The 20,210-nt window shown below is 40.4% G+C and carries 24 protein-coding genes and 1 pseudogene; 17 read left to right on the top strand and 8 right to left on the bottom strand.

What is annotated here, in order from left to right; genetic code table 11:
• Positions 1 to 12 precede the first annotated feature (12 nt).
• On the bottom strand, positions 13 to 219 hold the full coding sequence (locus tag CFT42_RS13405; RefSeq protein WP_088810966.1) for a YdiK family protein: 207 nt from the start codon (positions 217 to 219) through the stop codon (positions 13 to 15).
• Positions 220 to 228: 9 nt separating this feature from the next.
• Positions 229 to 912: a CPBP family intramembrane glutamic endopeptidase gene (locus CFT42_RS13400; protein ID WP_088810967.1), complete on the bottom strand. Its 684-nt coding sequence runs from the start codon at positions 910 to 912 to the stop codon at positions 229 to 231.
• 206 nt (positions 913 to 1,118) lie between these two features.
• Here CFT42_RS13400 and groES point away from each other — a divergent pair, with 206 nt between their 5' ends.
• The 12 genes from groES to rplT all read left to right on the top strand — a co-directional run bounded on the left by groES (position 1,119) and on the right by rplT (position 11,952).
• Positions 1,119 to 1,403 carry a co-chaperone GroES gene (gene groES, locus CFT42_RS13395; protein ID WP_007475470.1) on the top strand — a complete coding sequence of 95 codons (285 nt, stop codon included), beginning with the start codon at positions 1,119 to 1,121 and terminating at the stop codon, positions 1,401 to 1,403.
• A 30-nt stretch (positions 1,404 to 1,433) separates the two neighbouring features.
• On the top strand, positions 1,434 to 3,062 hold the full coding sequence (gene groL / locus CFT42_RS13390; RefSeq protein ID WP_088810968.1) for a chaperonin GroEL: 1,629 nt from the start codon (positions 1,434 to 1,436) through the stop codon (positions 3,060 to 3,062).
• A 207-nt stretch (positions 3,063 to 3,269) separates the two neighbouring features.
• On the top strand, positions 3,270 to 3,509 hold the full coding sequence (locus CFT42_RS13385) for a hypothetical protein (protein ID WP_088810969.1): 240 nt from the start codon (positions 3,270 to 3,272) through the stop codon (positions 3,507 to 3,509).
• Positions 3,510 to 3,805: 296 nt separating this feature from the next.
• A complete protein-coding gene (locus CFT42_RS13380) occupies positions 3,806 to 4,342 on the top strand; it encodes a PRD domain-containing protein (protein ID WP_088810970.1) in 537 nt (178 codons plus the stop codon).
• Between the two features lie 56 nt (positions 4,343 to 4,398).
• A complete protein-coding gene (locus tag CFT42_RS13375) occupies positions 4,399 to 4,797 on the top strand; it encodes a VOC family protein (RefSeq protein ID WP_088810971.1) in 399 nt (132 codons plus the stop codon).
• Between the two features lie 72 nt (positions 4,798 to 4,869).
• Positions 4,870 to 6,438, top strand: a complete 1,569-nt coding sequence (locus tag CFT42_RS13370; RefSeq protein ID WP_088816390.1) for a PucR family transcriptional regulator — start codon at positions 4,870 to 4,872, stop codon at positions 6,436 to 6,438.
• A gap of 131 nt (positions 6,439 to 6,569) precedes the next feature.
• Positions 6,570 to 7,850, top strand: a complete 1,281-nt coding sequence (locus CFT42_RS13365; protein ID WP_088816389.1) for a cytosine permease — start codon at positions 6,570 to 6,572, stop codon at positions 7,848 to 7,850.
• Between the two features lie 17 nt (positions 7,851 to 7,867).
• Positions 7,868 to 8,971 (top strand): DUF917 domain-containing protein, encoded by a 1,104-nt coding sequence (locus CFT42_RS13360; protein ID WP_088810974.1) that lies wholly within the window; start codon positions 7,868 to 7,870, stop codon positions 8,969 to 8,971.
• Positions 8,964 to 10,514 carry a hydantoinase/oxoprolinase N-terminal domain-containing protein gene (locus tag CFT42_RS13355; protein ID WP_088816388.1) on the top strand — a complete coding sequence of 517 codons (1,551 nt, stop codon included), beginning with the start codon at positions 8,964 to 8,966 and terminating at the stop codon, positions 10,512 to 10,514. Before CFT42_RS13360 ends, CFT42_RS13355 begins: the two co-directional genes overlap by 8 nt.
• A gap of 302 nt (positions 10,515 to 10,816) precedes the next feature.
• Positions 10,817 to 11,332 (top strand): translation initiation factor IF-3, encoded by a 516-nt coding sequence (infC, locus tag CFT42_RS13345; RefSeq protein WP_088810987.1) that lies wholly within the window; start codon positions 10,817 to 10,819, stop codon positions 11,330 to 11,332.
• Between the two features lie 22 nt (positions 11,333 to 11,354).
• Entirely contained in the window at positions 11,355 to 11,555 is a 201-nt protein-coding gene (gene rpmI / locus CFT42_RS13340; RefSeq protein ID WP_007477029.1) for a 50S ribosomal protein L35, read from the top strand.
• 37 nt (positions 11,556 to 11,592) lie between these two features.
• On the top strand, positions 11,593 to 11,952 hold the full coding sequence (gene rplT, locus CFT42_RS13335; protein ID WP_007477027.1) for a 50S ribosomal protein L20: 360 nt from the start codon (positions 11,593 to 11,595) through the stop codon (positions 11,950 to 11,952).
• A gap of 40 nt (positions 11,953 to 11,992) precedes the next feature.
• Here the strand turns inward: rplT and msrA are convergent, their stop codons facing one another.
• The gene (msrA, locus tag CFT42_RS13330; protein ID WP_341864838.1) at positions 11,993 to 12,559 is read right to left on the bottom strand and encodes a peptide-methionine (S)-S-oxide reductase MsrA; all 567 of its coding nucleotides are present in this window, start codon (positions 12,557 to 12,559) and stop codon (positions 11,993 to 11,995) included.
• Between the two features lie 33 nt (positions 12,560 to 12,592).
• Positions 12,593 to 12,811, bottom strand: a pseudogene (locus CFT42_RS15075) (bacteriocin immunity family protein); the annotation flags it as partial.
• Between the two features lie 201 nt (positions 12,812 to 13,012).
• Here CFT42_RS15075 and CFT42_RS13325 point away from each other — a divergent pair.
• Positions 13,013 to 14,212 carry an MFS transporter gene (locus CFT42_RS13325; protein ID WP_088810977.1) on the top strand — a complete coding sequence of 400 codons (1,200 nt, stop codon included), beginning with the start codon at positions 13,013 to 13,015 and terminating at the stop codon, positions 14,210 to 14,212.
• A 227-nt stretch (positions 14,213 to 14,439) separates the two neighbouring features.
• On the opposite strand, the gene CFT42_RS13320 is transcribed toward CFT42_RS13325, so the two are convergent.
• Positions 14,440 to 15,195, bottom strand: coding sequence for an exodeoxyribonuclease III (locus CFT42_RS13320; RefSeq protein WP_088810978.1), 756 nt, complete (start codon positions 15,193 to 15,195; stop codon positions 14,440 to 14,442).
• 87 nt (positions 15,196 to 15,282) lie between these two features.
• Here CFT42_RS13320 and CFT42_RS13315 point away from each other — a divergent pair, with 87 nt between their 5' ends.
• Entirely contained in the window at positions 15,283 to 15,810 is a 528-nt protein-coding gene (locus tag CFT42_RS13315; RefSeq protein ID WP_088810979.1) for a DUF1697 domain-containing protein, read from the top strand.
• Between the two features lie 26 nt (positions 15,811 to 15,836).
• On the top strand, positions 15,837 to 17,063 hold the full coding sequence (gene pepT / locus CFT42_RS13310) for a peptidase T (protein ID WP_088816386.1): 1,227 nt from the start codon (positions 15,837 to 15,839) through the stop codon (positions 17,061 to 17,063).
• 87 nt (positions 17,064 to 17,150) lie between these two features.
• Here pepT and CFT42_RS13305 read toward each other — a convergent pair whose 3' ends face one another.
• Positions 17,151 to 17,513: a MerR family transcriptional regulator gene (locus tag CFT42_RS13305; protein WP_088816385.1), complete on the bottom strand. Its 363-nt coding sequence runs from the start codon at positions 17,511 to 17,513 to the stop codon at positions 17,151 to 17,153.
• 71 nt (positions 17,514 to 17,584) lie between these two features.
• Between CFT42_RS13305 and CFT42_RS13300 the strand changes: the two genes are divergently transcribed.
• Positions 17,585 to 17,962: a carboxymuconolactone decarboxylase family protein gene (locus CFT42_RS13300; protein WP_179946586.1), complete on the top strand. Its 378-nt coding sequence runs from the start codon at positions 17,585 to 17,587 to the stop codon at positions 17,960 to 17,962.
• A gap of 68 nt (positions 17,963 to 18,030) precedes the next feature.
• Here the strand turns inward: CFT42_RS13300 and CFT42_RS13295 are convergent, their stop codons facing one another.
• Together CFT42_RS13295 and CFT42_RS13290 are read right to left on the bottom strand one after the other, a co-directional pair.
• Entirely contained in the window at positions 18,031 to 18,390 is a 360-nt protein-coding gene (locus CFT42_RS13295) for a hypothetical protein (protein ID WP_244169977.1), read from the bottom strand.
• A gap of 14 nt (positions 18,391 to 18,404) precedes the next feature.
• A complete protein-coding gene (locus CFT42_RS13290) occupies positions 18,405 to 19,187 on the bottom strand; it encodes an ABC transporter ATP-binding protein (RefSeq protein WP_088816383.1) in 783 nt (260 codons plus the stop codon).
• Positions 19,188 to 19,245: 58 nt separating this feature from the next.
• Here CFT42_RS13290 and CFT42_RS13285 point away from each other — a divergent pair, with 58 nt between their 5' ends.
• On the top strand, positions 19,246 to 19,854 hold the full coding sequence (locus tag CFT42_RS13285; RefSeq protein WP_088816382.1) for an HD domain-containing protein: 609 nt from the start codon (positions 19,246 to 19,248) through the stop codon (positions 19,852 to 19,854).
• Positions 19,855 to 20,210 lie beyond the last annotated feature (356 nt).

Below are 20,210 nucleotides of genomic sequence, written 5' to 3'. Positions count from 1 at the left end.
TTGGAAGCCTTTTTAATTTTCATCTGATGGTGGAACGTCTTTTTTAAATCCTTGAATAATAAAACGGGCGCCGGTCACAAAATCAACAGCAGCCATGCCGGCAATCACGTAGGCAAAAAAGCCCCAACCACTTGTATTTACTTGTTGTATAGCGAAATAAACGAATACGATACCTAAAATAATGTAAAGTAATCCTTGTAATAAAAAACGTCGATTCATATCCCTTTTTTACCCCCAAAAGAAAAGACTTAAGATTATAACGAAAGAATTCATTAAGATATGTGCAAACATCGGAACAATAATGCGCTTTGTTTTCGTATACAGATAACAAAGAATAAGACCAATCAAGAAGTAAGAAAGTAAATATTGTATGTCACCATGTAGAAGGGCAAAAACAAACGAACTAATAACCGCCGCAACATGAATATTTATAATGTTTGCCAGTCCTCCGTACAACACTTTTCGAAATACTAACTCCTCTAAAATCGGACCGAGGATGCTGATAAAAATGAGGAAGATAGGCGCTGTTTTGGAATAGCCTAAAAGGTCTGCCGTATTTTCTGACCCACTAGGTAGGCCGGCAAAAATGGTAATGACAAAAACCGCCACGTATTGAGCAACAAGTAAAATGAAGAAGCCACCTACGGCCCAAAGAATGCTACTTGGAAGTCCCGCTTTTTGTCCGGTAGCAATTTTATTAAATTCAGGCTGGTTCCGAAGAAGCAACCAAATAATACATAATGAAGCGATATTTGCAAGAATACTCCAAATTACGACGGATAGATTTGCAATTTCAGTTTTTGAAGCTGAGCTAAATGAGTTTAAAATGGCCGCAACAAGAGGCACACCTAAAATTCCAGAAAATAGTAGAATAAAATAACTTATAATAATAGTGATATATCGTTTTGCCAAAAAACCGCTTCCTTCCAAGAAACCTAATGTTTCATTTCAATTCTGTTCTATTGTACTAAGAAATAGGTGGCAGTTGCAAATAAGAAAGAAATTTTAATAAAAACGAGCCCTTTATACTTGCAATTTTAACCTATTTTGACTAATATAAGAATTGTGTTAGCACTCAAGTGTATCGAGTGCTAAAAAGATTCAAGGAGGTTATGGAATTGTTAAAACCATTAGGAGATCGCGTTATTATTGAAGTTGTAGAGGCTGAAGAAAAAACAGCGAGCGGGATAGTTTTACCTGATTCAGCGAAAGAAAAGCCACAAGAAGGTAAAGTTGTCGCAGTAGGCTCTGGTCGAATTCTTGATAACGGTGCAAAAGAAGCGCTAGAAGTTGAAACAGGCGACCACATTATTTTCTCCAAGTACTCTGGGACGGAAGTAACCTTTGAAGGAAAAGACTTATTGATTATCCGCGAAAGCGACATTTTAGCAGTAATTAAATAGAATTTTGGATTAAAACGGAGGTATTGACTTATGGCAAAAGATATTAAATTTAGTGAAGACGCTCGTCGCGCAATGTTACGCGGCGTTGACCAATTAGCGAACGCAGTAAAAGTAACGCTTGGCCCAAAAGGACGTAACGTCGTTCTTGAGAAAAAATTTGGTTCACCTTTAATCACAAATGATGGTGTTACGATTGCTAAAGAAATCGAATTAGAAGATGCTTTTGAAAACATGGGAGCTAAACTTGTTTCTGAAGTGGCATCTAAAACAAATGACGTAGCTGGTGACGGAACAACAACGGCAACAGTTCTAGCTCAAGCAATGATTCAAGAAGGTCTTAAAAACGTAACAGCTGGCGCAAACCCTGTAGGCATCCGCCGCGGAATTGAAAAAGCTGTTGCAACAGCAATTGAAGAGCTTCAATCGATTTCAAAACCAATTGAAGGAAAAGATTCCATTGCGCAAGTTGCTGCTATTTCTTCTGGTGATGAGGAAGTTGGGAAATTAATTGCCGAAGCGATGGAACGAGTTGGTAATGACGGAGTTATTACGATTGAAGAATCAAAAGGCTTTGCAACTGAACTTGATGTTGTAGAGGGGATGCAATTTGACCGCGGCTATACAAGTCCGTACATGGTGACTGATTCTGATAAAATGGAAGCAGCACTCGAAAAACCTTATATTTTAATCACAGATAAAAAAATCTCTAATATTCAAGAAATTTTACCTGTCTTGGAGCAAGTAGTACAACAAGGGCGTCCGCTTCTCATTATTGCAGAAGATGTTGACGGCGAAGCACAAGCGACTCTTGTTTTAAACAAACTACGCGGAACCTTTAACGTGGTAGCAGTTAAAGCGCCTGGCTTTGGTGATCGTCGTAAAGCAATGCTTGAAGACATCAGTATTTTAACTGGTGCACAGGTGATTACGGAAGATTTAGGTCTTGAACTTAAATCAACAACGATGGAACAACTTGGAACTGCTCAAAAAGTAGTCGTAACAAAAGATGATACGACAATCGTTGAAGGAGCTGGCGATTCCGACCAAATTGCGGCACGTGTGAACCAAATTCGTGCGCAAATGGAGGAAACAACTTCTGAATTCGATAAAGAAAAACTTCAAGAACGCCTAGCAAAATTAGCTGGCGGTGTAGCTGTCATCAAAGTTGGTGCCGCTACTGAAACGGAATTAAAAGAGCGCAAACTTCGTATTGAAGATGCGTTAAACTCCACGCGTGCAGCTGTTGAAGAAGGTATCGTATCCGGTGGTGGTACGGCCCTTGTAAATGTCTACAATAAAGTAGCTGCTATCGAAGCAACTGGCGATGAAGCAACTGGTGTGAAAATCGTTCTTCGTTCGCTTGAAGAACCAGTTCGTCAAATCGCGCACAATGCCGGCTTAGAAGGTTCTGTTATTGTTGAACGCTTGAAAGGCGAAAAAGTTGGTGTTGGTTTCAACGCAGCTAACGGCGAATGGGTCAACATGATTGAAGCTGGTATCGTGGATCCAACAAAAGTAACGCGTTCTGCGCTTCAAAATGCCTCTTCTGTTGCAGCTCTACTTCTTACAACTGAAGCAGTAGTCGCTGATCAACCAGAAGAAAACGCTCCTGCAGTACCTGATATGGGCGGCATGGGTGGAATGGGCGGTATGATGTAACTAGCCCAGCTATTTACATGCTGCCTACTAAGAGATCTCCTCGGAGGTCTCTTTTTTTTGATTAAAATCTTGATTCCCGCACCTTTCCAAGTTAAAATGAAATCAAAGCCATAAAAGGAGAGCGAAATCATGCAAAAAAGATTTACATGAAATAAAAGCTAGCAAGTTCACTCTAAGTAAAAGTTAAAACAAAAGGAGTGAACGGAAATGACGATTATGAAGACGGATTTATTAATTTTTGGATGGAAAATACAATTAGAAAACAATTTGAAGATTTATCAAAGCGTAGAAGATGTTTATTTGGTTGTAGATGAAGACGATGATGTACTCCTAAAATTTAGTTGTACAGAAAAAGAAATTTCACTCATTCGAACCGATTGGAATAACTTTGTTCGCGTTACGGCAGATAAAGAGCTTATTTTAACGAAAAGAAGTCGTATGGATTAAAAAAAGCCGGCAGATGCCAGCTAAAGTTAGGGAGTTTAAAGGTTACAAGTTCAAAGCTTGTAACCTTATTTTAGCGCAATTTTGTAAAGCCATTATGAACGATAGGTTGATTTCTAGTAAAGAAATGGTCAAAAAAACTCAGGTTGTAATCGCTTACTAATTATGATACACTATAGGAAATTAATGGATTGTGACTGGTAAAGCAGGCAAAACCCGTGTTAGTACATACTGTTTGTTTAGGAACGCAGTGTGTCAACTAATACGGGTTTTATTTCGTGCAAAAGGAGATTTTTCAGATGCTCATTACAAAAATTTTAAATAACAATGTTGTTTTTTCAGTCAATCAAGTGAAAGAGGAAGTTATCGTCACAGGACTTGGCGTGGGGTTTAATCGTAAAATTGGCGATACAATCCCGACAGAAAAGATTGAGAAAATATTTACAACAGACAATGACCCTTCGAACAAACAACTTATTCAGCTTCTGGAAGAAATACCATTTGATTACTTCTCGTTGGCAGATGATATTATTTGCTATACGGAAAAAGAACTCGTAAAATCATTAAATAAGATTATTTATGTCACGTTAACCGATCATATCCATTACGCTGTATCACGTTTTAAACAAGGCATCTTTTTTGAAAATCGGTTGCTTTGGGAAATAAAAAAGTTTTATCCGGAAGAATTTGCTATTGCAAAAACATGTTTGGCGCGAATCAATGAGCATGCGGATGTTGACTTGCCAGAAGACGAAGCGGGTTTCATGGACAAACTAGGTTTATTCCCACAAGCAGAAGATGTGATTCGTGAAATGGCCGAATTTACAAAAAGGTAGCTTAGAACACCGTTTTGCAGTATGATAAAGAAAAATGGAGCAAGCGAGGTGCTAGCATGAAACAAATTATTCCTTATTTTACGATGGACAACTGCGCAGAAGCGGTTTCTTTCTACCAAACCGTATTTGGGGGCGAAATTCTGCACGCCTCCTACGGAAAAGATGTCCCCGGGTTTGAAAAATTCCCAAATAAACTCATCCACGCCGAACTGCACATTGCTGAAAATTTAGTCCTTTTTTTCAACGATTTACAACTCGGCGAAATGACTCACGGGAACACGCTAATCATTGGGCTAGAATGTGATTCAAACGAAGAACTTCTCCGCTATATGGAAATACTTCAAATTGGCGGACGCGTCGAAATGGAAGTCGCGAACATGTTTTGGGGAGCGACACATGCCAAAGTGGAAGACAAGTTCGGTTACATGTGGGAATTAAATTATACACATGTTTAATAGCAAACTCTCTTTTGCAAAGCAAAAGAGAGTTTATTTCGTGTTCATTTAACAAAGGAAGGAGGCATAAAAATGAGCGTTAAGTTAGAAGAATTACTTAAATTACCATCGTTACGAGAAGCAAAAGTGGTTGCCGGAAAGACCGGGCTAAAAAAATTAGTTTCTTCCATATCCGTTTTAGAACATACCGATGTTGAAATTTTGGAAGACGCGTTATTCGATAATGATGAATTTTATGGCAGTGAAATTGTGATTTCCGCCTTTATCAATATAAAAGATAATGTGGATGCTCAGTGCAATATGATAGAAAGGCTACATCATGCAGGCGAAGTGGCATTAATTCTTTACTATGTCGGTATTTTTATGCCAAAAGTAGATGAGAAATTAATCCGATTAGCCAACAAACTGGATTTCACACTTATTGTTATGCCTGAAAATGAAATGACGCTCAGATATAGCGAAGTGATTTATGAAGTTGTAGAAGCAATCGTAAAACAAGAAATGCGCGTCACCCATTTTGCAAGTGAACTTCTCGAACAAATTTCAAACTTACCAAATAATCAGCGAAATATTGATACAATGCTTAAAATTTTAACAGACCGCACCCGTTCTTCGATTGTGTTAACCGATAATTCAGGCGAAATTGTACATGCCGTAACCTGGCCGCGCATCAATACGATTGCTTTAGACAAAGTAATCCACCTTCCTATTACAGAAAAAATCGAGCAACATGACCAGCTGTTCATCACGAAACGACCACTTATGCAAGATGGTATTAAGATGCTACAGCTTTTTTTGATCAAAGAAAACGAAGCTTTGACGGAGGAGCTCGCCGCACAAATGACGGAAGTGGTTCAAGTCTTTATGAACCTTTGGGGTGAAAAATATAGCGAGATTAGCACGTCTGAACTTGTGAAAGCGATCTTAAATAATGAGAGTGTCAAAATGCGTCGCCTAGCGAAAATTCTAGGAATTGATGTGGCGAGCATTCAAACCATGTGGCTTATCGAAGCACAAAATGCGCAAGCAAATGAACAAGCACTACAAAAAATTCAGTCTTACTTTTCGGCCCATTTCCAAGTTTCGCTCGTTGATTTTCATGATGATTTCATTGTGGCGTTAATGGATAATAGTTTAACGCAAGGGGAGTATGATGAACTGGCGAAGCATTTGCTAAAAGAGCTAGACGTCCAAATTATTATATGCGGTGGGCAGGAAAACACGACTGATGTGCAGCAAAGTTATGCGACAGTTTCAAGCTATTTTGAGGCCGCGAAAATCATTTATCCACTTAAAACCATTTTTTCTATTCAAGAAGTGATGTTTGCTGCAGAATGCTATGAAATTGTCAACAGAGGTGAAAGAGCCATTTCTGAGCAGCTTAAATTGGTACAGCCTCTCTTCCAAATGCAAAGTCAAGGTGAAGAATTATTACAGACATTGGCGGTTTTTCTACTTGATACAGAAAACAATATGGGAAAAGCAGCAGACGTTTTATTCCTTCACAAAAACACAATTAAGTACCGCTTAGCACGGTTACATGAAATTTTGCAATATCCGGTCACTAAACTTCCAGAAAGCTATAATCTATACACATCTGTTGCTATTTGGCGCTTACTTCAGGAAATGAACCAAACGTAAATTTTAAATAAAATAAGCTTTCGTTGTCCAATTGAACAATGAAAGCTTATTTTATTTTGTGTTTTTAACAATTACAACAGTATAACGTTTCTATATAATAAAAATATTAAAAAAATTGGAGGTACAAAATCATGACAAACAAGAATTTAGAACAAGCCCAGTCGTGGGGAAGTCTAGCTTTTGTATGGACTGGCGCAATGATCTGTGTACCTGCCCTCTTGGTAGGTGGAACGTTAATTGGAGGTATGCCTTTCTGGGAGGCGATTCTAACCGCTTGTGTCGGTTATGGAATCATCGTCTTATTTATGATTTTTCAAGGAATCCAAGGGAGTGATTTAAAACTTCCGACTGTGAAAGCGGCAGCGCAAGTTTTTGGTGAGCAAGGTTCTAAAAAAATCATTTCTATCATTTTAGCTATCGCTTGCCTCGGTTGGTTTGGTATTCAAGCCAATGTTTGTGGCGTTGCGTTTTCAGGTTTCTTAGCCGTGTACGGTATTGATTTTCCTGTTTGGCTGGCATCGCTCATCTGGGGGATTATCATGCTGTTATCTGCCTTATACGGAATACGAATTTTGAATATTTTAAATTATGTTGCGGTACCGATTCTATTAATCGTTTGTCTATACGCCCTTATCACTTCGCTACAAAGCGGGGGCTTAGCTCAAATTACAAACTATACGCCGAAGACGACATTACCGTTTTTATCTGGCTTATCTGTAACAGTCGGGTCATTTGCGCTTGGTGCAGTTATCGCTGGGGACTATGCGCAATATACAAAAGGACGAGCAAACATTATGAAAGCCGCTATTAGCGGAATCCTGCCATCTGGCATTTTGATGATAGGCGTAGGCGCAATTCTTACTTTAACTTCAGGAACAGCCGATATTACATCTGTTTTTAATGAACTAGGTATGCCCGTTTTAGGCGTTGTAGCCTTAATTCTAGCTGCTTGGACAACTAATGCCGTCAATGCTTTTTCTGGCGGAATAGCGATTGTCAATGTCTTTAATATTTCTAAAAAGCGCGAAAAAGTAGCAGTTGCAATGGCTGGCGGAATAGGCACACTCTTAGCTGTTTTTGGCATTTTAAACTATTTTATCCCCATTATGTCAGTCCTCTCCGCTATGGTGCCGCCAGTCGCAGGAGTCATGATTGCCTCTTACTGGATTGTTCAAAAAGGAGATCCAAACAAATGGCAACTTGTAGAAGGTGTAAACTGGCTAGGCGTTCTAGCTTGGTCTGTTGGTGCTGTATTTGCAGCACTCCCAGTCATTTTCTCCTTTTTCCCTGAAACGTTGCCACAGTTACCGAACCAACCGCTAATTGGGATTGTTATTTCGCTAGCCCTTTATCTTATTGGACAAAAGCTAGTTGGAAATACAGCCCAAGGAAGCGTTAAGAAAAATTATTAAGCGTTGGAGGAATGATGATGCGTTATTTAGACGAACAAGCAATTGAAGATATTGCAGTGGGTGCTGCATTTTTAGGAACAGGCGGGGGCGGAGACCCCTACATCGGAAAAATGATGGCCCTTTCGGCAATCAAAAAATATGGCCCAGTCGAGCTTTTATCAACAGAAGAAGTAGCAGACGAAGATTTTTTTATCCCAGCAGCAATGATGGGTGCGCCTTCTGTCTTGATTGAAAAATTTCCAAAAGGCGACGAGTTTACGCGCGTTTTCCAAAAGTTAGGCCGCTATTTAGGGCGAGAAGTAAAAGGAACATTCCCGATGGAAGCGGGCGGGGTCAATTCAATGATTCCAATTGTGGTAGCTGCTCAATTAGGTTTGCCGCTAATCGATTGTGACGGAATGGGACGCGCGTTTCCTGAACTCCAAATGGTGACGTTCCATTTGCACGACATTCCTTCGACACCAATGGCTATCACAGATGAAAAAGGAAATATTGGCATTATGGAAACAATTGACAATAAATGGACGGAGCGCCTAGCTCGTGTTTCGACAGTTGAAATGGGTGCCAGCTCATTGGTTAGCATTTATCCGTGTACAGGAAACCAGCTTAAAACGGCTAGTGTGAAAAATATTGTGACGCTCTCTGAAAAAATTGGTCGAATCATTCGTTCCAACCAACAAGATGAGCAAGTGAAACTAAACGAGCTTTTAGAAGCGACAGGGGGCTTTCACTTATTTGATGGCAAAATTGTTGACGTTGAACGTGGCACAACGGGTGGATTTAATCGCGGCTGTGTGACCATTGAGGGCTTACATGCATATGCAGACCATCAAGTGAAAATCTTTTTCCAAAATGAAAATTTAGTCGCCGAAATGGACGGCAAGCCCATTGCATTAACGCCTGATTTAATTTGCCTTGTCGATTTAGAAACACTAAATCCAGTTACAACCGAAGGACTAAAATACGGAAAAAGAGTGCGCGTACTAGCCCTTCCTTGCGACTTGGAATGGCGTACAGCTAAAGGCATCGAAACTGTTGGCCCGCGTTATTTCGGCTACGACTATCCGTATACGCCTGTTGAGGAACTTGTTGGAAAGGTAGGGAAACTTAATCATGTATAAAATAGGAATTGATGTTGGCGGAACAAATACCGATGCCGTCATTTTAGATGAAAACTTAAATTTAATTCACAGTGTCAAAATCCCAACAAGTGAAGATATTGAAACGGGCATTGCGCGCGCCTTAAAACAAGTCTTAGCAGAAACAGGTATCGACCGCAAATTAGTGACGCACGCCATGCTTGGCACAACCCAATGTACAAATGCCATCGTAGAGCGCAAAAAGCTAGCCAAAGTCGGGGTCTTGCGCCTAGGCTACCCAGCGACAGCTTCTGTCCTCCCCTACACGGCATGGCCAGAAGATATGATTGAAACCCTTTCAGGCACATATGCACTCGCCAAAGGTGGTTACGAATATGATGGGAGCGAACTTTCCGCATTTTCAGAAGCTGAGATTCGTGATGTCTTTAAAAAGTGGCAAAATGAAGTGGAATCTATCGCCGTTGTTGGCGTTTTCTCGTCACTTAAAAATGAGCAGGAAGAAAAGGTCGCTGAACTTGCAAAAGAAGTATTAGGTAGTGCCATTCCTGTTTCGCTGTCTTCCTCCATCGGCTCGGTCGGCTTAATCGAACGGGAAAATGCAACAATTTTAAATGCAGCTCTCATGAAAGTGATGGCTTTAACTTCAAATGGGTTTGAAAAAGCACTTCAACAAGAAGGGGTGGAAGATGCGGCCATTTATCTTTGTCAAAATGACGGGACGCTCATGTCGCTTGATTATGCGCGCCAGTTTCCGATTTTGACGATTGCTTGTGGTCCAACGAACAGTATTCGCGGAGCGGCGTATCTTGCTGGCCTTGAAAATGCGATGGTGCTTGATGTCGGCGGGACGACTTCGGATATTGGCGTGCTTTCAGGCGGATTCCCGCGTGAGTCTTCGCTAGCTGTTGACGTTGGAGGCGTGCGTACTAATTTCAGAATGCCAGATATTATTTCCATCGGTCTCGGTGGTGGCAGTCTCGTTCGTGAAGTAAACGGCGAAGTGACGGTCGGACCAGATAGCGTAGGTTATCAAATTACAGAAAAGGCTCTTGTTTTTGGCGGTAGCGATTTAACAGCAACGGATATTGCCGTGCGACTAGGAAAAGTCGCGATTGGAGATGCAGAACTAGTTGCGCATATCAGTCAAGAATTTGCGGAAAAAGCCTATGCGCAGATGGCAGAAATGACCGAAGACGCAATTGATAAAATGAAGACGAATTCAGGCGATGTGACACTTATTCTTGTCGGCGGGGGCAGCGTTATTATCCCTGAAGAACTAAATGGCGTTTCAAAAATTATCCGCAATCCAAACGGCGCTGTTGCAAACGCAATTGGTGCCTCCATCTCACAAATTAGCGGCCAATATGAGCAAATTTATATTTATGCCAAGCAACCACGCGAAGAAGCACTCCAAGATGCCGAAAATAAAGCGCGTGCGCAGGCAACTTTAGCAGGAGCCATTGAAAATACCATTGAAGTGGTGGAAATCGATGAAATTCCGCTCGCCTATCACCCAGATAACGCAAACCGATTGCGAATAAAAGTGGTTGGAAACTTAGTCTAAAAAACGTTTCTTTGTATAAAACGAGCAAGACTAGGCAAAATGAATGGTTGACAATCCCTTTCCATCTATGCTATAGTTACTAAGGTTATTAAACAAGAAAGAAGAAGCAACCCGCTTCTCGCCTCGTTAACGAGTGTTTTCAGGCAAAAAGTTCAATTTTTCGTTGCGCCAGTCTTGGTGTGACTTTGAATCGGCGGGTTTGCAAAGTTTGCAGACTCGCTTTTTGTATGTCTGCCGCTGGTAGACGCATGATTTGCTCTTTTCTGACTTGTTGTACCAATAAACTACGGAGGTGGCTCGCCATTAGCAAAGACATGTTGGTAAATGATGGGATTCGTGCACGTGAAGTGAGATTGATCGATCAACACGGTGAACAATTGGGTGTAAAAAGTAAATTTGACGCACTTGGTATTGCTGAGGCGGCTAATCTTGATCTTGTGCTTGTTGCGCCAAACGCGAAACCGCCAGTAGCTCGTATCATGGACTACGGTAAATTCCGTTTTGAACAACAAAAGAAAGAAAAAGAAGCCCGCAAAAACCAAAAAGTCATCGTGTTAAAAGAAGTGCGACTCAGCCCAACAATTGATGAGCATGATTTCAATACGAAGCTACGTAATGCGCGTAAATTCCTTGAAAAAGGCGATAAAGTAAAATGCTCTATCCGCTTTAAGGGTCGTGCAATCACCCACAAAGAAATCGGTCAAAAGGTGCTTGACCGTTTTGCAGACGAGTGTAAAGATGTAAGCACAGTCGAGCAAAAAGCGAAAATGGACGGACGTTCAATGTTCTTAGTCCTAGCACCACTTCAAGAAAAGTAAAAGTTTTGAGGAGGAAAATTTCATGCCAAAAATGAAGACTCACCGCGGTTCCGCTAAACGTTTCAAAAGAACAGGATCTGGAAAATTAAAACGCAGACATGGTTTTACTAGCCATATGTTTGCTAACAAATCTCAAAAACAAAAACGTAAACTGCGTAAAGCGGCAATGGTATCAGCTGGCGATTTTAAACGTATTCGTCAAATGGTCGCTAAAATGAAATAATAAAAAATAATTTTCTAAATTCTAGGAGGTAGACAATATGCCACGCGTAAAAGGCGGAACAGTAACTCGCAAACGTCGTAAAAAGGTCATTAAATTAGCCAAAGGATATTATGGCTCTAAACATACACTATTTAAAGTAGCTAACCAAGCGGTAATGAAATCTTACCAATATGCTTACAGAGATCGTCGTCAAAAGAAACGTGATTTCCGTAAATTATGGATTGCTCGTATTAATGCAGCAGCACGTCTAAACGACTTATCTTACAGCAAATTAATGCACGGCTTAAAATTAGCTGGTATTGACATTAACCGTAAAATGCTTGCTGATTTAGCTGTAAACGATGCACAAGCTTTCACTTCATTAGCTGATGCAGCGAAAAAAGAATTAGCGAAATAAATGAATAAAAGCGACTTGACACTTTGTCAGGCCGCTTTTTTTATTTTTGACGAAAATGACGCAGCTTCATTTGCAGATGCTGAAGTAACAAAAACTGCTTGCGAGCCCGTTTGATTTTCCGATACCTTTTCGGATTTTTTCGGTAAAATTGTTGATGGAAATTTTCTGCTGGCCAAAATGTACTTGCAGGCTCAATAGCAGTGACAATTGGCCGTTTATATAGGTTAGAGTCAATTAAATGCTGTTTATAATGTTCCGCAATTTCGCGTTGCTCGGCATTTATTACAAAAATAGCAGGTCGATAGTTGCTGTCACGGTCTGCCATTTGACCAAGCGCATCAGTTGGATCTGTCAATTGGAAATAAAGCGTTACAAGTTCCAAATAACTAACAATTTCAGTATCAAAAATAATTTCAACAGCTTCCGTATGTCCCGTATACCCGCCACTGACTTGCTCATAAGTCGGGTGAGGAACATGTCCGCCCGTATATCCTGACAAAACAGAAATAATACCCGGTTTCGTTTCAAACGGTTCCACCATGCACCAGAAACAGCCCCCCGCAAAGATGGCGCGTGCTTGATGGGGCTTTTTTTCGTAGTCATGAATAGAAAAATCAAAAGGTTTATTAGCATTGCCCGTTATTTTTAAATAAAAATCCGTCACATCAGGCGTTAAATTATTTCGTAAAGCAAGGGGACGTAAGCTCGCTTCAAGTTTTAAAAGCTGATTGTGAAAATTGGCTCCGTCTTCCAACGAATTTTTCGTTTTAGTTAAAAGGGAGCGTTCAAATTCACGTGTTCCAGGATTCAAAATTAAATTATATAAGTCATTTATAATTTCTGACGGCGTATATTTCATTGAAACATCCCTCACATAGCTATTTTTATTTTGAGTGCTGCTATTGAAATGTGTATTCTGTACATTTTTAGCAGTATTTTGGATAAAAAATACATATCTTTGTCACAGGCGAAGTGTGTTTTTTATTATATAATAAAGGTGCTTTAAAACGAAATGTTCAGCTTGTTTTGAGGAATACTCGAAGTAAAGGGGCTAATTCAAATGAACAAAGTGAAGGATAGAAATTCGTTACTTGTTTTACTCGTTCTATTCATAGGCTATACGAGCGTGTACGTCGATAAGTACACAATTGGAATCTCCCTTGTGCCTGTTGCGCAAGATTTAGGCTTCGATCCCAGTCAAAAAGGATTAATTTTAAGCGCTTTCTTTTTAGGTTATACACTTTTCCAAATTCCAATGGGCTATTTAAATAACCGTATTGGCGCGCGCCCTGTGCTAGCGCTATCCATCATTATCATCGGTTTGTTTTTAGCCATTTTTGGTTTTGGCTACTCACTCTTATTTTTAGTCGTCGTCCGCTTTTTAGCAGGCTCCCTCGGACACTCCGGCTATCCGCCTTCGGTCAGCAATTATATATCGCTTCATTTTCCTTTGAATAAAAGGGGATTTGCGCAGTCAGCGATGCTCGCCTCTTCTGGTTTTGCGGCATTCATTGGGCCGTTGCTAATTGCACCGCTACTCGTTTCGATTGGCTGGCGGCATACGTATTATATTATGGGCGCAATTGTCGTTTTCATCGGCCTTTGCATCTTCCTAGTCATTCCAAAATCGACCAAGGAAGAACGCCTTTCTTACAAAGAAAAAAATAAAGTTCCTTTTTCAGAACTATTGCGTGATAAGCAACTTTGGATTTTGTTATTGTCAGCCTTTTTCATTAACGCCGCTAATTACGGTTTAACCAGCTGGCTCGCTTCTTATTTAAACGAGGCAAGAGGGCTTTCACTTAGCCAAGTGAGCTATATTAGTTCCTTAGCTGGACTTTGCATTCTTATCGCCGGAATTTTAGGTGGATATTTAATCAGTCGCTTTTTTATCGGAAAAGAACGGATGATAATTTTCGTTTTCAGTATTTTAGGTGCGTTAAATGTTTATGGCGTTTACTTGTCAAATCAATTAACCCTTTCCATTATTTGTTTATGTTTAGCCAACATTTTTCTTATCATGGCTTTCACAACTTTAATGGGATTGCCACACAAACTATTTAAACAAAGTCATATCGCAACTAAATATGCAGCTATCAACTCTGGTGGCGTTCTAGGTGGCTTCTTTGCCCCGATGGTTATTGGCGACTTAGTAGCTGCAACAAATTCCTATCAAACAGCCTTCTTATTCATGGCTCTTACCTTTTTACTATCTGGTATTATCATACTAGCAGCAAAAAGAACTAGAAACGCTGAATAAGTGAAAAATAATTTTAATAGCCTGAGTTTTGGTTAATCAAATTTTGAAATGGGCAAGACTAAGTTTTTCTTTGAACCATTAAATTAAAGAGAGTGTAATAATTAAACATGTCTATTTAATAAAAAGCAGGATATTAAGTTAAAAGAAAAGGGATAAACCTAGCAGATATGAATAGGCAATAAAACTAAAAACGCGGGAAGAATCGAAAATGATTCTTCCCGCGTTTTTTATAGTTTAATTTCAAGCTCAACCGGACAATGATCCGACCCGAGCACATCAGCATGGATTTTCGCATCAACAAGCTGACTTTCCAAACGGCTTGACACGACAAAATAGTCAATCCGCCACCCCGTATTGCGCGCCCGGGCGTTCATGCGGTAAGACCACCAAGAATAAGCACTTTCTTTTTCGGGATAAAAATAGCGAAATGTATCGGTGAAGCCAGCCGAAAGCACCGTCGTAAATTTAGCGCGCTCCTCATCCGTAAACCCAGCATTCTTCCGATTTGTTTTCGGATTCTTTAAATCAATTTCGTTATGCGCAACGTTTAAATCCCCACAAAAAACAACCGGCTTTTCTGCGTCCAAACTTTTAATGTAGTTTAGGAAAGCTTCTTCCCAAGTCATGCGGTAGGCGAGGCGCGCTAATTCAGGTTGCGAATTTGGCGTGTAGACGGTAATGAAAAAGAAATTTTCGAACTCGAGCGTAATGACGCGGCCTTCTTGGTCATGCTCATCAGCCCCAATGCCGTAAAAGACGTTTAGCGGTTCTTGTTTCGTGAAAATCGCCGTACCTGAATAGCCTTTTTTGACGGCATAATTCCAATAATCATGGTAGCCCGTTAAATCGAGCTCAATTTGACCTTCTTGCAGTTTCGTTTCCTGCAAACAAAAAATATCAGCATCGACCTCATGAAAATAATCCATAAACCCTTTTTTGACAGCCGCGCGCAAACCGTTCACATTCCAAGAAATCAATTTCAAAAAAATCACCCTCCAAGTCTTTTTTTCATTATACCGCAGATTGCTTTTAAGATATAATATAATAACTAGTAATAAAGGGGGATTAAAATGAGATTTGTAGTACTACTACGAGCTGTAAACGTGGGTGGACACAATAAAATAAAAATGGCAGAACTAAGAGAGAGCTTAGCGAAAGAGGGATTTCAAAATGTGATCACGTATATTCAAAGCGGCAACCTCATTTTAAACGCCCCTTTCAATGAGGCCGAAGTGCGCGCCAAAATGGAACAACATCTAGAGGCGTATTACGCCATCAAAAACCCAATTGTTGTGGTGCTAAATGAGGAAGCTTATCGGTTGACGCTAGCCGAAAATCCATTTCCAATCATTTCGGAGTCGGAGCGTTTGATGATTTTCTTTCATAACGGCCATTTGCCAAATGCCAAAATTGAAACGGCGGACGCGATTTATGTGGCGAGCGGTGCAGCTATTTTTGTTAAAATGTTCACCACAAAAGTTCATGAAGTTAAGACGGATAAAGTAATCAAAACTTGGACGGAAGAAGCGGTTACTGGGCGCAATTTAAAGACGAGTGAGAAGTTGCTTGATCTTTTGGAAAAGCCTATAATGGAGTAGACAATGAATTGAAGGAAGTGTAGAAAATGAGAGAAGAACTTATTAAGCGCTTTACTACATACGTAAAAGTGGATACGCAGTCGAACGAGGAAAGCACGACTTGCCCAACAACGGAAGGTCAGCTCGAACTTGGTCGCATTCTTGTGCAAGAACTTAAAGAAATCGGTATGAGCGATGTGACGGTTGACGAAAATGGCTACGTGATGGCGACTTTACCTGCAAATACGGATAAAGATGTGCCGGTGATTGGCTTTTTAGCGCATCTTGATACGGCTACGGATTTTACGGGGAAAGATGTAAATCCAATTGTGCACGAAAATTACGACGGCGGGGACATCATGCTAAACCCGAATTTGGCATTGTCACCGAAGCAGTTTCCAGAATTGACGGGCTATAAAGGGCAAACACTCATTACAACGGACGGCACAACGCTACTAGGCGCTGATGATAAGTCGGGTATCACGGAAATTATGGTTGCGATGAATTATCTTTTGAAGCACCCAGAACTAAAACACGGTAAAATTCGCGTTGCTTTTACACCAGACGAGGAAATCGGACGAGGCCCAGCGCTTTTTGATGTTGCTGCATTTGGCGCGAACTATGCGTACACAATGGACGGCGGCCCGCGCGGACAACTGGAATATGAAAGTTTCAATGCCGCTGCCGCGAAAATCACCTTTAAAGGAAACAGTGTTCACCCCGGAACAGCCAAAAATAAAATGGTCAACGCAACAAAAATGGCGATGGAATTTAACGCACAGCTCCCACAAAATGAAGCACCAGAATATACGGAAGGTTACGACGGTTTCTATCACTTGATTTCTTTAAACAGCGAGGTAGAAGAAGCGAAAGCCACTTACATTATCCGTGATTTTGATCATTTGAAGTTTGTGGAGCGGAAAACAAAAGTTGCAGAAATCGTTTCTTCTATACAGGAAAAATATGGGAAGGACAAAGTGGTCTTGGAACTAAATGACCAATACTACAACATGCGTGAGAAAATCGAACCCGTGAAGGGCATTGTCGATATTGCGTTTGATGCGATGAAAAACCTAGACATTGAGCCTCTTATCGAACCTATTCGCGGCGGTACAGACGGCTCCCAGCTATCTTTCAAAGGCTTACCAACGCCAAATATATTTGCCGGCGGGGAGAACATGCACGGTAAATTTGAATATGTTTCTGTTGAAAATATGGAACTAGCAACAAAAGTCATCATCGAGATGGTTCAATTATTTGAAAAACGCGCATAAAAAAACAACCGCAAATGCATGCATTTGCGGTTGTTTTTTGTTTCATAAGACAATTCAAATGGAGATTTCAAAAAATGAAAAGTTCGATTAGTTTCTTTTCCGAAGCATGTCTTGATAAACCAATTGTTTTTCTTTCAAAAAATAGATATGTTTTTCAATCTCCAGCTTTTTGCTTAGAAGCAGTTCTTCTTGGGCGTCTAACAAGGCCATTCTCGCTTCAATTGTTTGGTCCCCATGATCTCTTAGTCGAGCATATTTCTGAATTTCGCTTAACTCCATTCCAGTTTGTTTTAAGCGAATAATGAACTGAATCCACTCTAAATCCTGTTCACTAAATTCACGGTAACCATTTTTATTTCGTTTAGGTTGAATCATTCCAAGCTCTTCGTAGTAGCGTAAAGTTGGAATTGTTAAGTCCACTAGTTTTGAAACTTCACTAATTTTATACATATTTTCCCCCTTGCTATAAAGTAGGCTTGATAGTTTACACTTAGTCTATCACAAACAAGGAGGAATTGGATATGGAAAATAATCGTTTTAAAATTGGACTAGAAAATTTGAATCGAATTGATGGTGAAGCAGGAGAGAGAGTCATTCAATCACTGGAGGAAATCGCGCCTGATATTGGTCGATATATCGTTGAATTCGCATTCGGAGAAATTTATGCTAGAGAAACTTTGACACTACAAGAGCGAGAGATCATTACAATCACCAGCTTACTTACTCAAGGAGATACTCATGATCAGTTACATGTTCATATCAATGCTGCTCTAAATGTTGGCATAACGCCAGAAAAGATTATCGAGGTCTTCATTCAGTGTATTCCTTATGTCGGCTTTCCAAAAGTATTAAATGCGGTGACCGCTTCAAAAGAAGTTTTTGCAGCTAGGAATAAGTGAAAGTAAATCTATGGAAAACAAAAACGAGAAGAAGTTTGAGTGACAACTTCTTCTCGTTTTTAAATGAACTACGCATGATGTTGACGCTCTCGAACTGTTTGCACAAAGCGCTTGGCATCCTCTTGTTCCACAAGCATAGTGTATGTAGTATCGTCTAAAAGAGTAAACTTAATTTTTGGACTCATGGCCAGTAAACTTATATGTCTGGAGCAGTGGGCAATATCGTGATAAGAAAACATTTTATTGACGAAATAAGCTTCGGTTTCAGAGAAGAAAGTAACACCCGCTAAGTTGGCAATCCAAAGGCCGTCTAATTGGACTAATTCGCCTGCCACGCTGAAGGGAAAACTACCATAAACTGGCACGCTTGTTTGTTCAATTAAATTGTGCGTGAGCGCCTTCGCAATCATACTTTTATATGCCATCATACAATCAGCCTCCTCTAACCATTATAACTTTCCCGCGGATAAATCGCTATGCGGTTGTTCGCCACTTGAAATATCTCAATCGGATGTTCGTAAAAGCTCTCCATCTTTTTAACCGAAAGCATCTCGCGAGTAGCTCCTTTTGCGAAAATCTCCCCATCCTTAAGCAGGACGGTTTTTGTAAATTGTGGTAAAATTTCTTCAGTATGATGCGTGACAAACAGAATCGTCTTGTCGCTAGCCGCAATTTGCTCCACTTGATAAAGCAACTTTTCGCGCGCGAACAAATCAAGCCCACTACATGGTTCGTCTAAAATAAGCAATTTGGGATCCGCCATCAGTGCGCGGGCAATCAAAACAAGTTGGCGCTCACCTTGTGAGAGTGTCGCATAAACTTTGCCGATAAGCGACCCGCCGTGCGCCGAGAGAAGCAACTCCTTCGCCTGATGGATATCCGCTTCTGTAAACGGCTGGTAAAGCCCGATGCTAGCATACTTACCGCTAAGTACAATTTGCTCCGCCGTTTCATACTCCTTCAGCTGATACTGCAAGGCGCTGCTCACCCAGCCAATTGATTTCCGAAGTTCAGGCAAAGAAGTCTGTCCAAACCACTGGCCAAGCACTTGTAACCGCCCGCTACTCGGCCAAATATAACCATTTAAAAGCTTTAAAAGCGTCGTCTTTCCGGCGCCATTTAAACCGAGCATTGCCCATTTTTCGCCTGTCTGCACAGCCCAATTAATATTTCTGATAATCTGTTTTTCTTCCCGAGTAAAAGTCACTTGTTGAAATTCAAACATCGTATCACCTCAATCTTTATTTTACACAATTATCTGAAAAAAGAAAGGAGAATGCGAAATGAATATAATAGAAGCAGCTAAACATTGGATGCAAGAAAAATTCGAGTCTGACCGCACTGGACATGATTTCGAACACATTATGCGCGTCTTTCGAACTGCCAAACATTTGCAGAAAAAGGAGGGGGGTGACACGCTCATCATCGAACTAGCCGCGCTTTTCCACGATTACCCTGATGAAAAACTAACTACAGACCCTGCTTTGGCTAAAGCAGAGTTAAGCGACTGGATGAAAAAATCAGGCTTAGATCCAGACGCTATTAAAAAGATTATGCGCGCAGTCGAATCTGTTTCCTACAAACAAGGTAAGAATCCCGTTTTGGCAGAAACGCTCGAAGAAAAAATTGTGCAAGACGCCGACCGCCTAGATGCCCTTGGAGCAATCGGAATCATCCGAGCATTTACTTACGGCGGCGCCAAAGCCCGCCAGGCACTCGATTACCATCTCGAAAATCCAAACACAACGCTGGCACACTTCTTTGATAAGCTTCTACTATTAAAAGATAAGATGCACACAAAAACCGCAATCAAAGCTGCAGAAAAACGGCATTCCTACATGCTAAAATTTCTTTCAGAACTACAAGACGAAAAAGTTATCAAAAACAAGTAGCTTTTCCTTGAATTATTTCATTGATTATTATATACTTAAAAAGCTCAAAAAAAGAGGTTAATAAAATATAAATTTTTTATTGACGTAGCAACCTAATCATGATATGATAATTAAGTTGTCTCGAAAGAGCAATGTGACCTTTGAAAACTGAACAAAACGAAGATGAAAAAGCGATGAAACAGATGTTTCACCAATCAATTCATAGGACAGGAAACAAAAAGATGTTTCCAAAAAAGTAAGAAACAAGCTAGCAAAGTCAATTTGTGACGCTAAGGAAACTTATTCACGGTGTTGAATAAGTATTCAAATTCGATTTATTTTAAAGAGAGTTTGATCCTGGCTCAGGACGAACGCTG

Source organism: Listeria goaensis (genome assembly GCF_900186125.1).
In the GTDB taxonomy this organism is placed as follows: domain Bacteria; phylum Bacillota; class Bacilli; order Lactobacillales; family Listeriaceae; genus Listeria; species Listeria goaensis.
This window is presented reverse-complemented; position numbering and strand designations above follow the sequence as displayed.

Coding starts and splice junctions, on each gene's coding strand:
- CFT42_RS13405 (WP_088810966.1), bottom strand. CDS start 219: ATGAATCGACGTTTTTTATTACAAGGATTACTTTACATTATTTTAGGT.
- groL (WP_088810968.1), top strand. CDS start 1,434: ATGGCAAAAGATATTAAATTTAGTGAAGACGCTCGTCGCGCAATGTTA.
- CFT42_RS13385 (WP_088810969.1), top strand. CDS start 3,270: ATGACGATTATGAAGACGGATTTATTAATTTTTGGATGGAAAATACAA.
- CFT42_RS13380 (WP_088810970.1), top strand. CDS start 3,806: ATGCTCATTACAAAAATTTTAAATAACAATGTTGTTTTTTCAGTCAAT.
- CFT42_RS13375 (WP_088810971.1), top strand. CDS start 4,399: ATGAAACAAATTATTCCTTATTTTACGATGGACAACTGCGCAGAAGCG.
- CFT42_RS13370 (WP_088816390.1), top strand. CDS start 4,870: ATGAGCGTTAAGTTAGAAGAATTACTTAAATTACCATCGTTACGAGAA.
- CFT42_RS13365 (WP_088816389.1), top strand. CDS start 6,570: ATGACAAACAAGAATTTAGAACAAGCCCAGTCGTGGGGAAGTCTAGCT.
- CFT42_RS13360 (WP_088810974.1), top strand. CDS start 7,868: ATGCGTTATTTAGACGAACAAGCAATTGAAGATATTGCAGTGGGTGCT.
- CFT42_RS13355 (WP_088816388.1), top strand. CDS start 8,964: ATGTATAAAATAGGAATTGATGTTGGCGGAACAAATACCGATGCCGTC.
- rpmI (WP_007477029.1), top strand. CDS start 11,355: ATGCCAAAAATGAAGACTCACCGCGGTTCCGCTAAACGTTTCAAAAGA.
- rplT (WP_007477027.1), top strand. CDS start 11,593: ATGCCACGCGTAAAAGGCGGAACAGTAACTCGCAAACGTCGTAAAAAG.
- CFT42_RS13325 (WP_088810977.1), top strand. CDS start 13,013: ATGAACAAAGTGAAGGATAGAAATTCGTTACTTGTTTTACTCGTTCTA.
- CFT42_RS13315 (WP_088810979.1), top strand. CDS start 15,283: ATGAGATTTGTAGTACTACTACGAGCTGTAAACGTGGGTGGACACAAT.
- pepT (WP_088816386.1), top strand. CDS start 15,837: ATGAGAGAAGAACTTATTAAGCGCTTTACTACATACGTAAAAGTGGAT.
- CFT42_RS13305 (WP_088816385.1), bottom strand. CDS start 17,513: ATGTATAAAATTAGTGAAGTTTCAAAACTAGTGGACTTAACAATTCCA.
- CFT42_RS13300 (WP_179946586.1), top strand. CDS start 17,585: ATGGAAAATAATCGTTTTAAAATTGGACTAGAAAATTTGAATCGAATT.
- CFT42_RS13295 (WP_244169977.1), bottom strand. CDS start 18,390: ATGATGGCATATAAAAGTATGATTGCGAAGGCGCTCACGCACAATTTA.
- CFT42_RS13290 (WP_088816383.1), bottom strand. CDS start 19,187: ATGTTTGAATTTCAACAAGTGACTTTTACTCGGGAAGAAAAACAGATT.
- CFT42_RS13285 (WP_088816382.1), top strand. CDS start 19,246: ATGAATATAATAGAAGCAGCTAAACATTGGATGCAAGAAAAATTCGAG.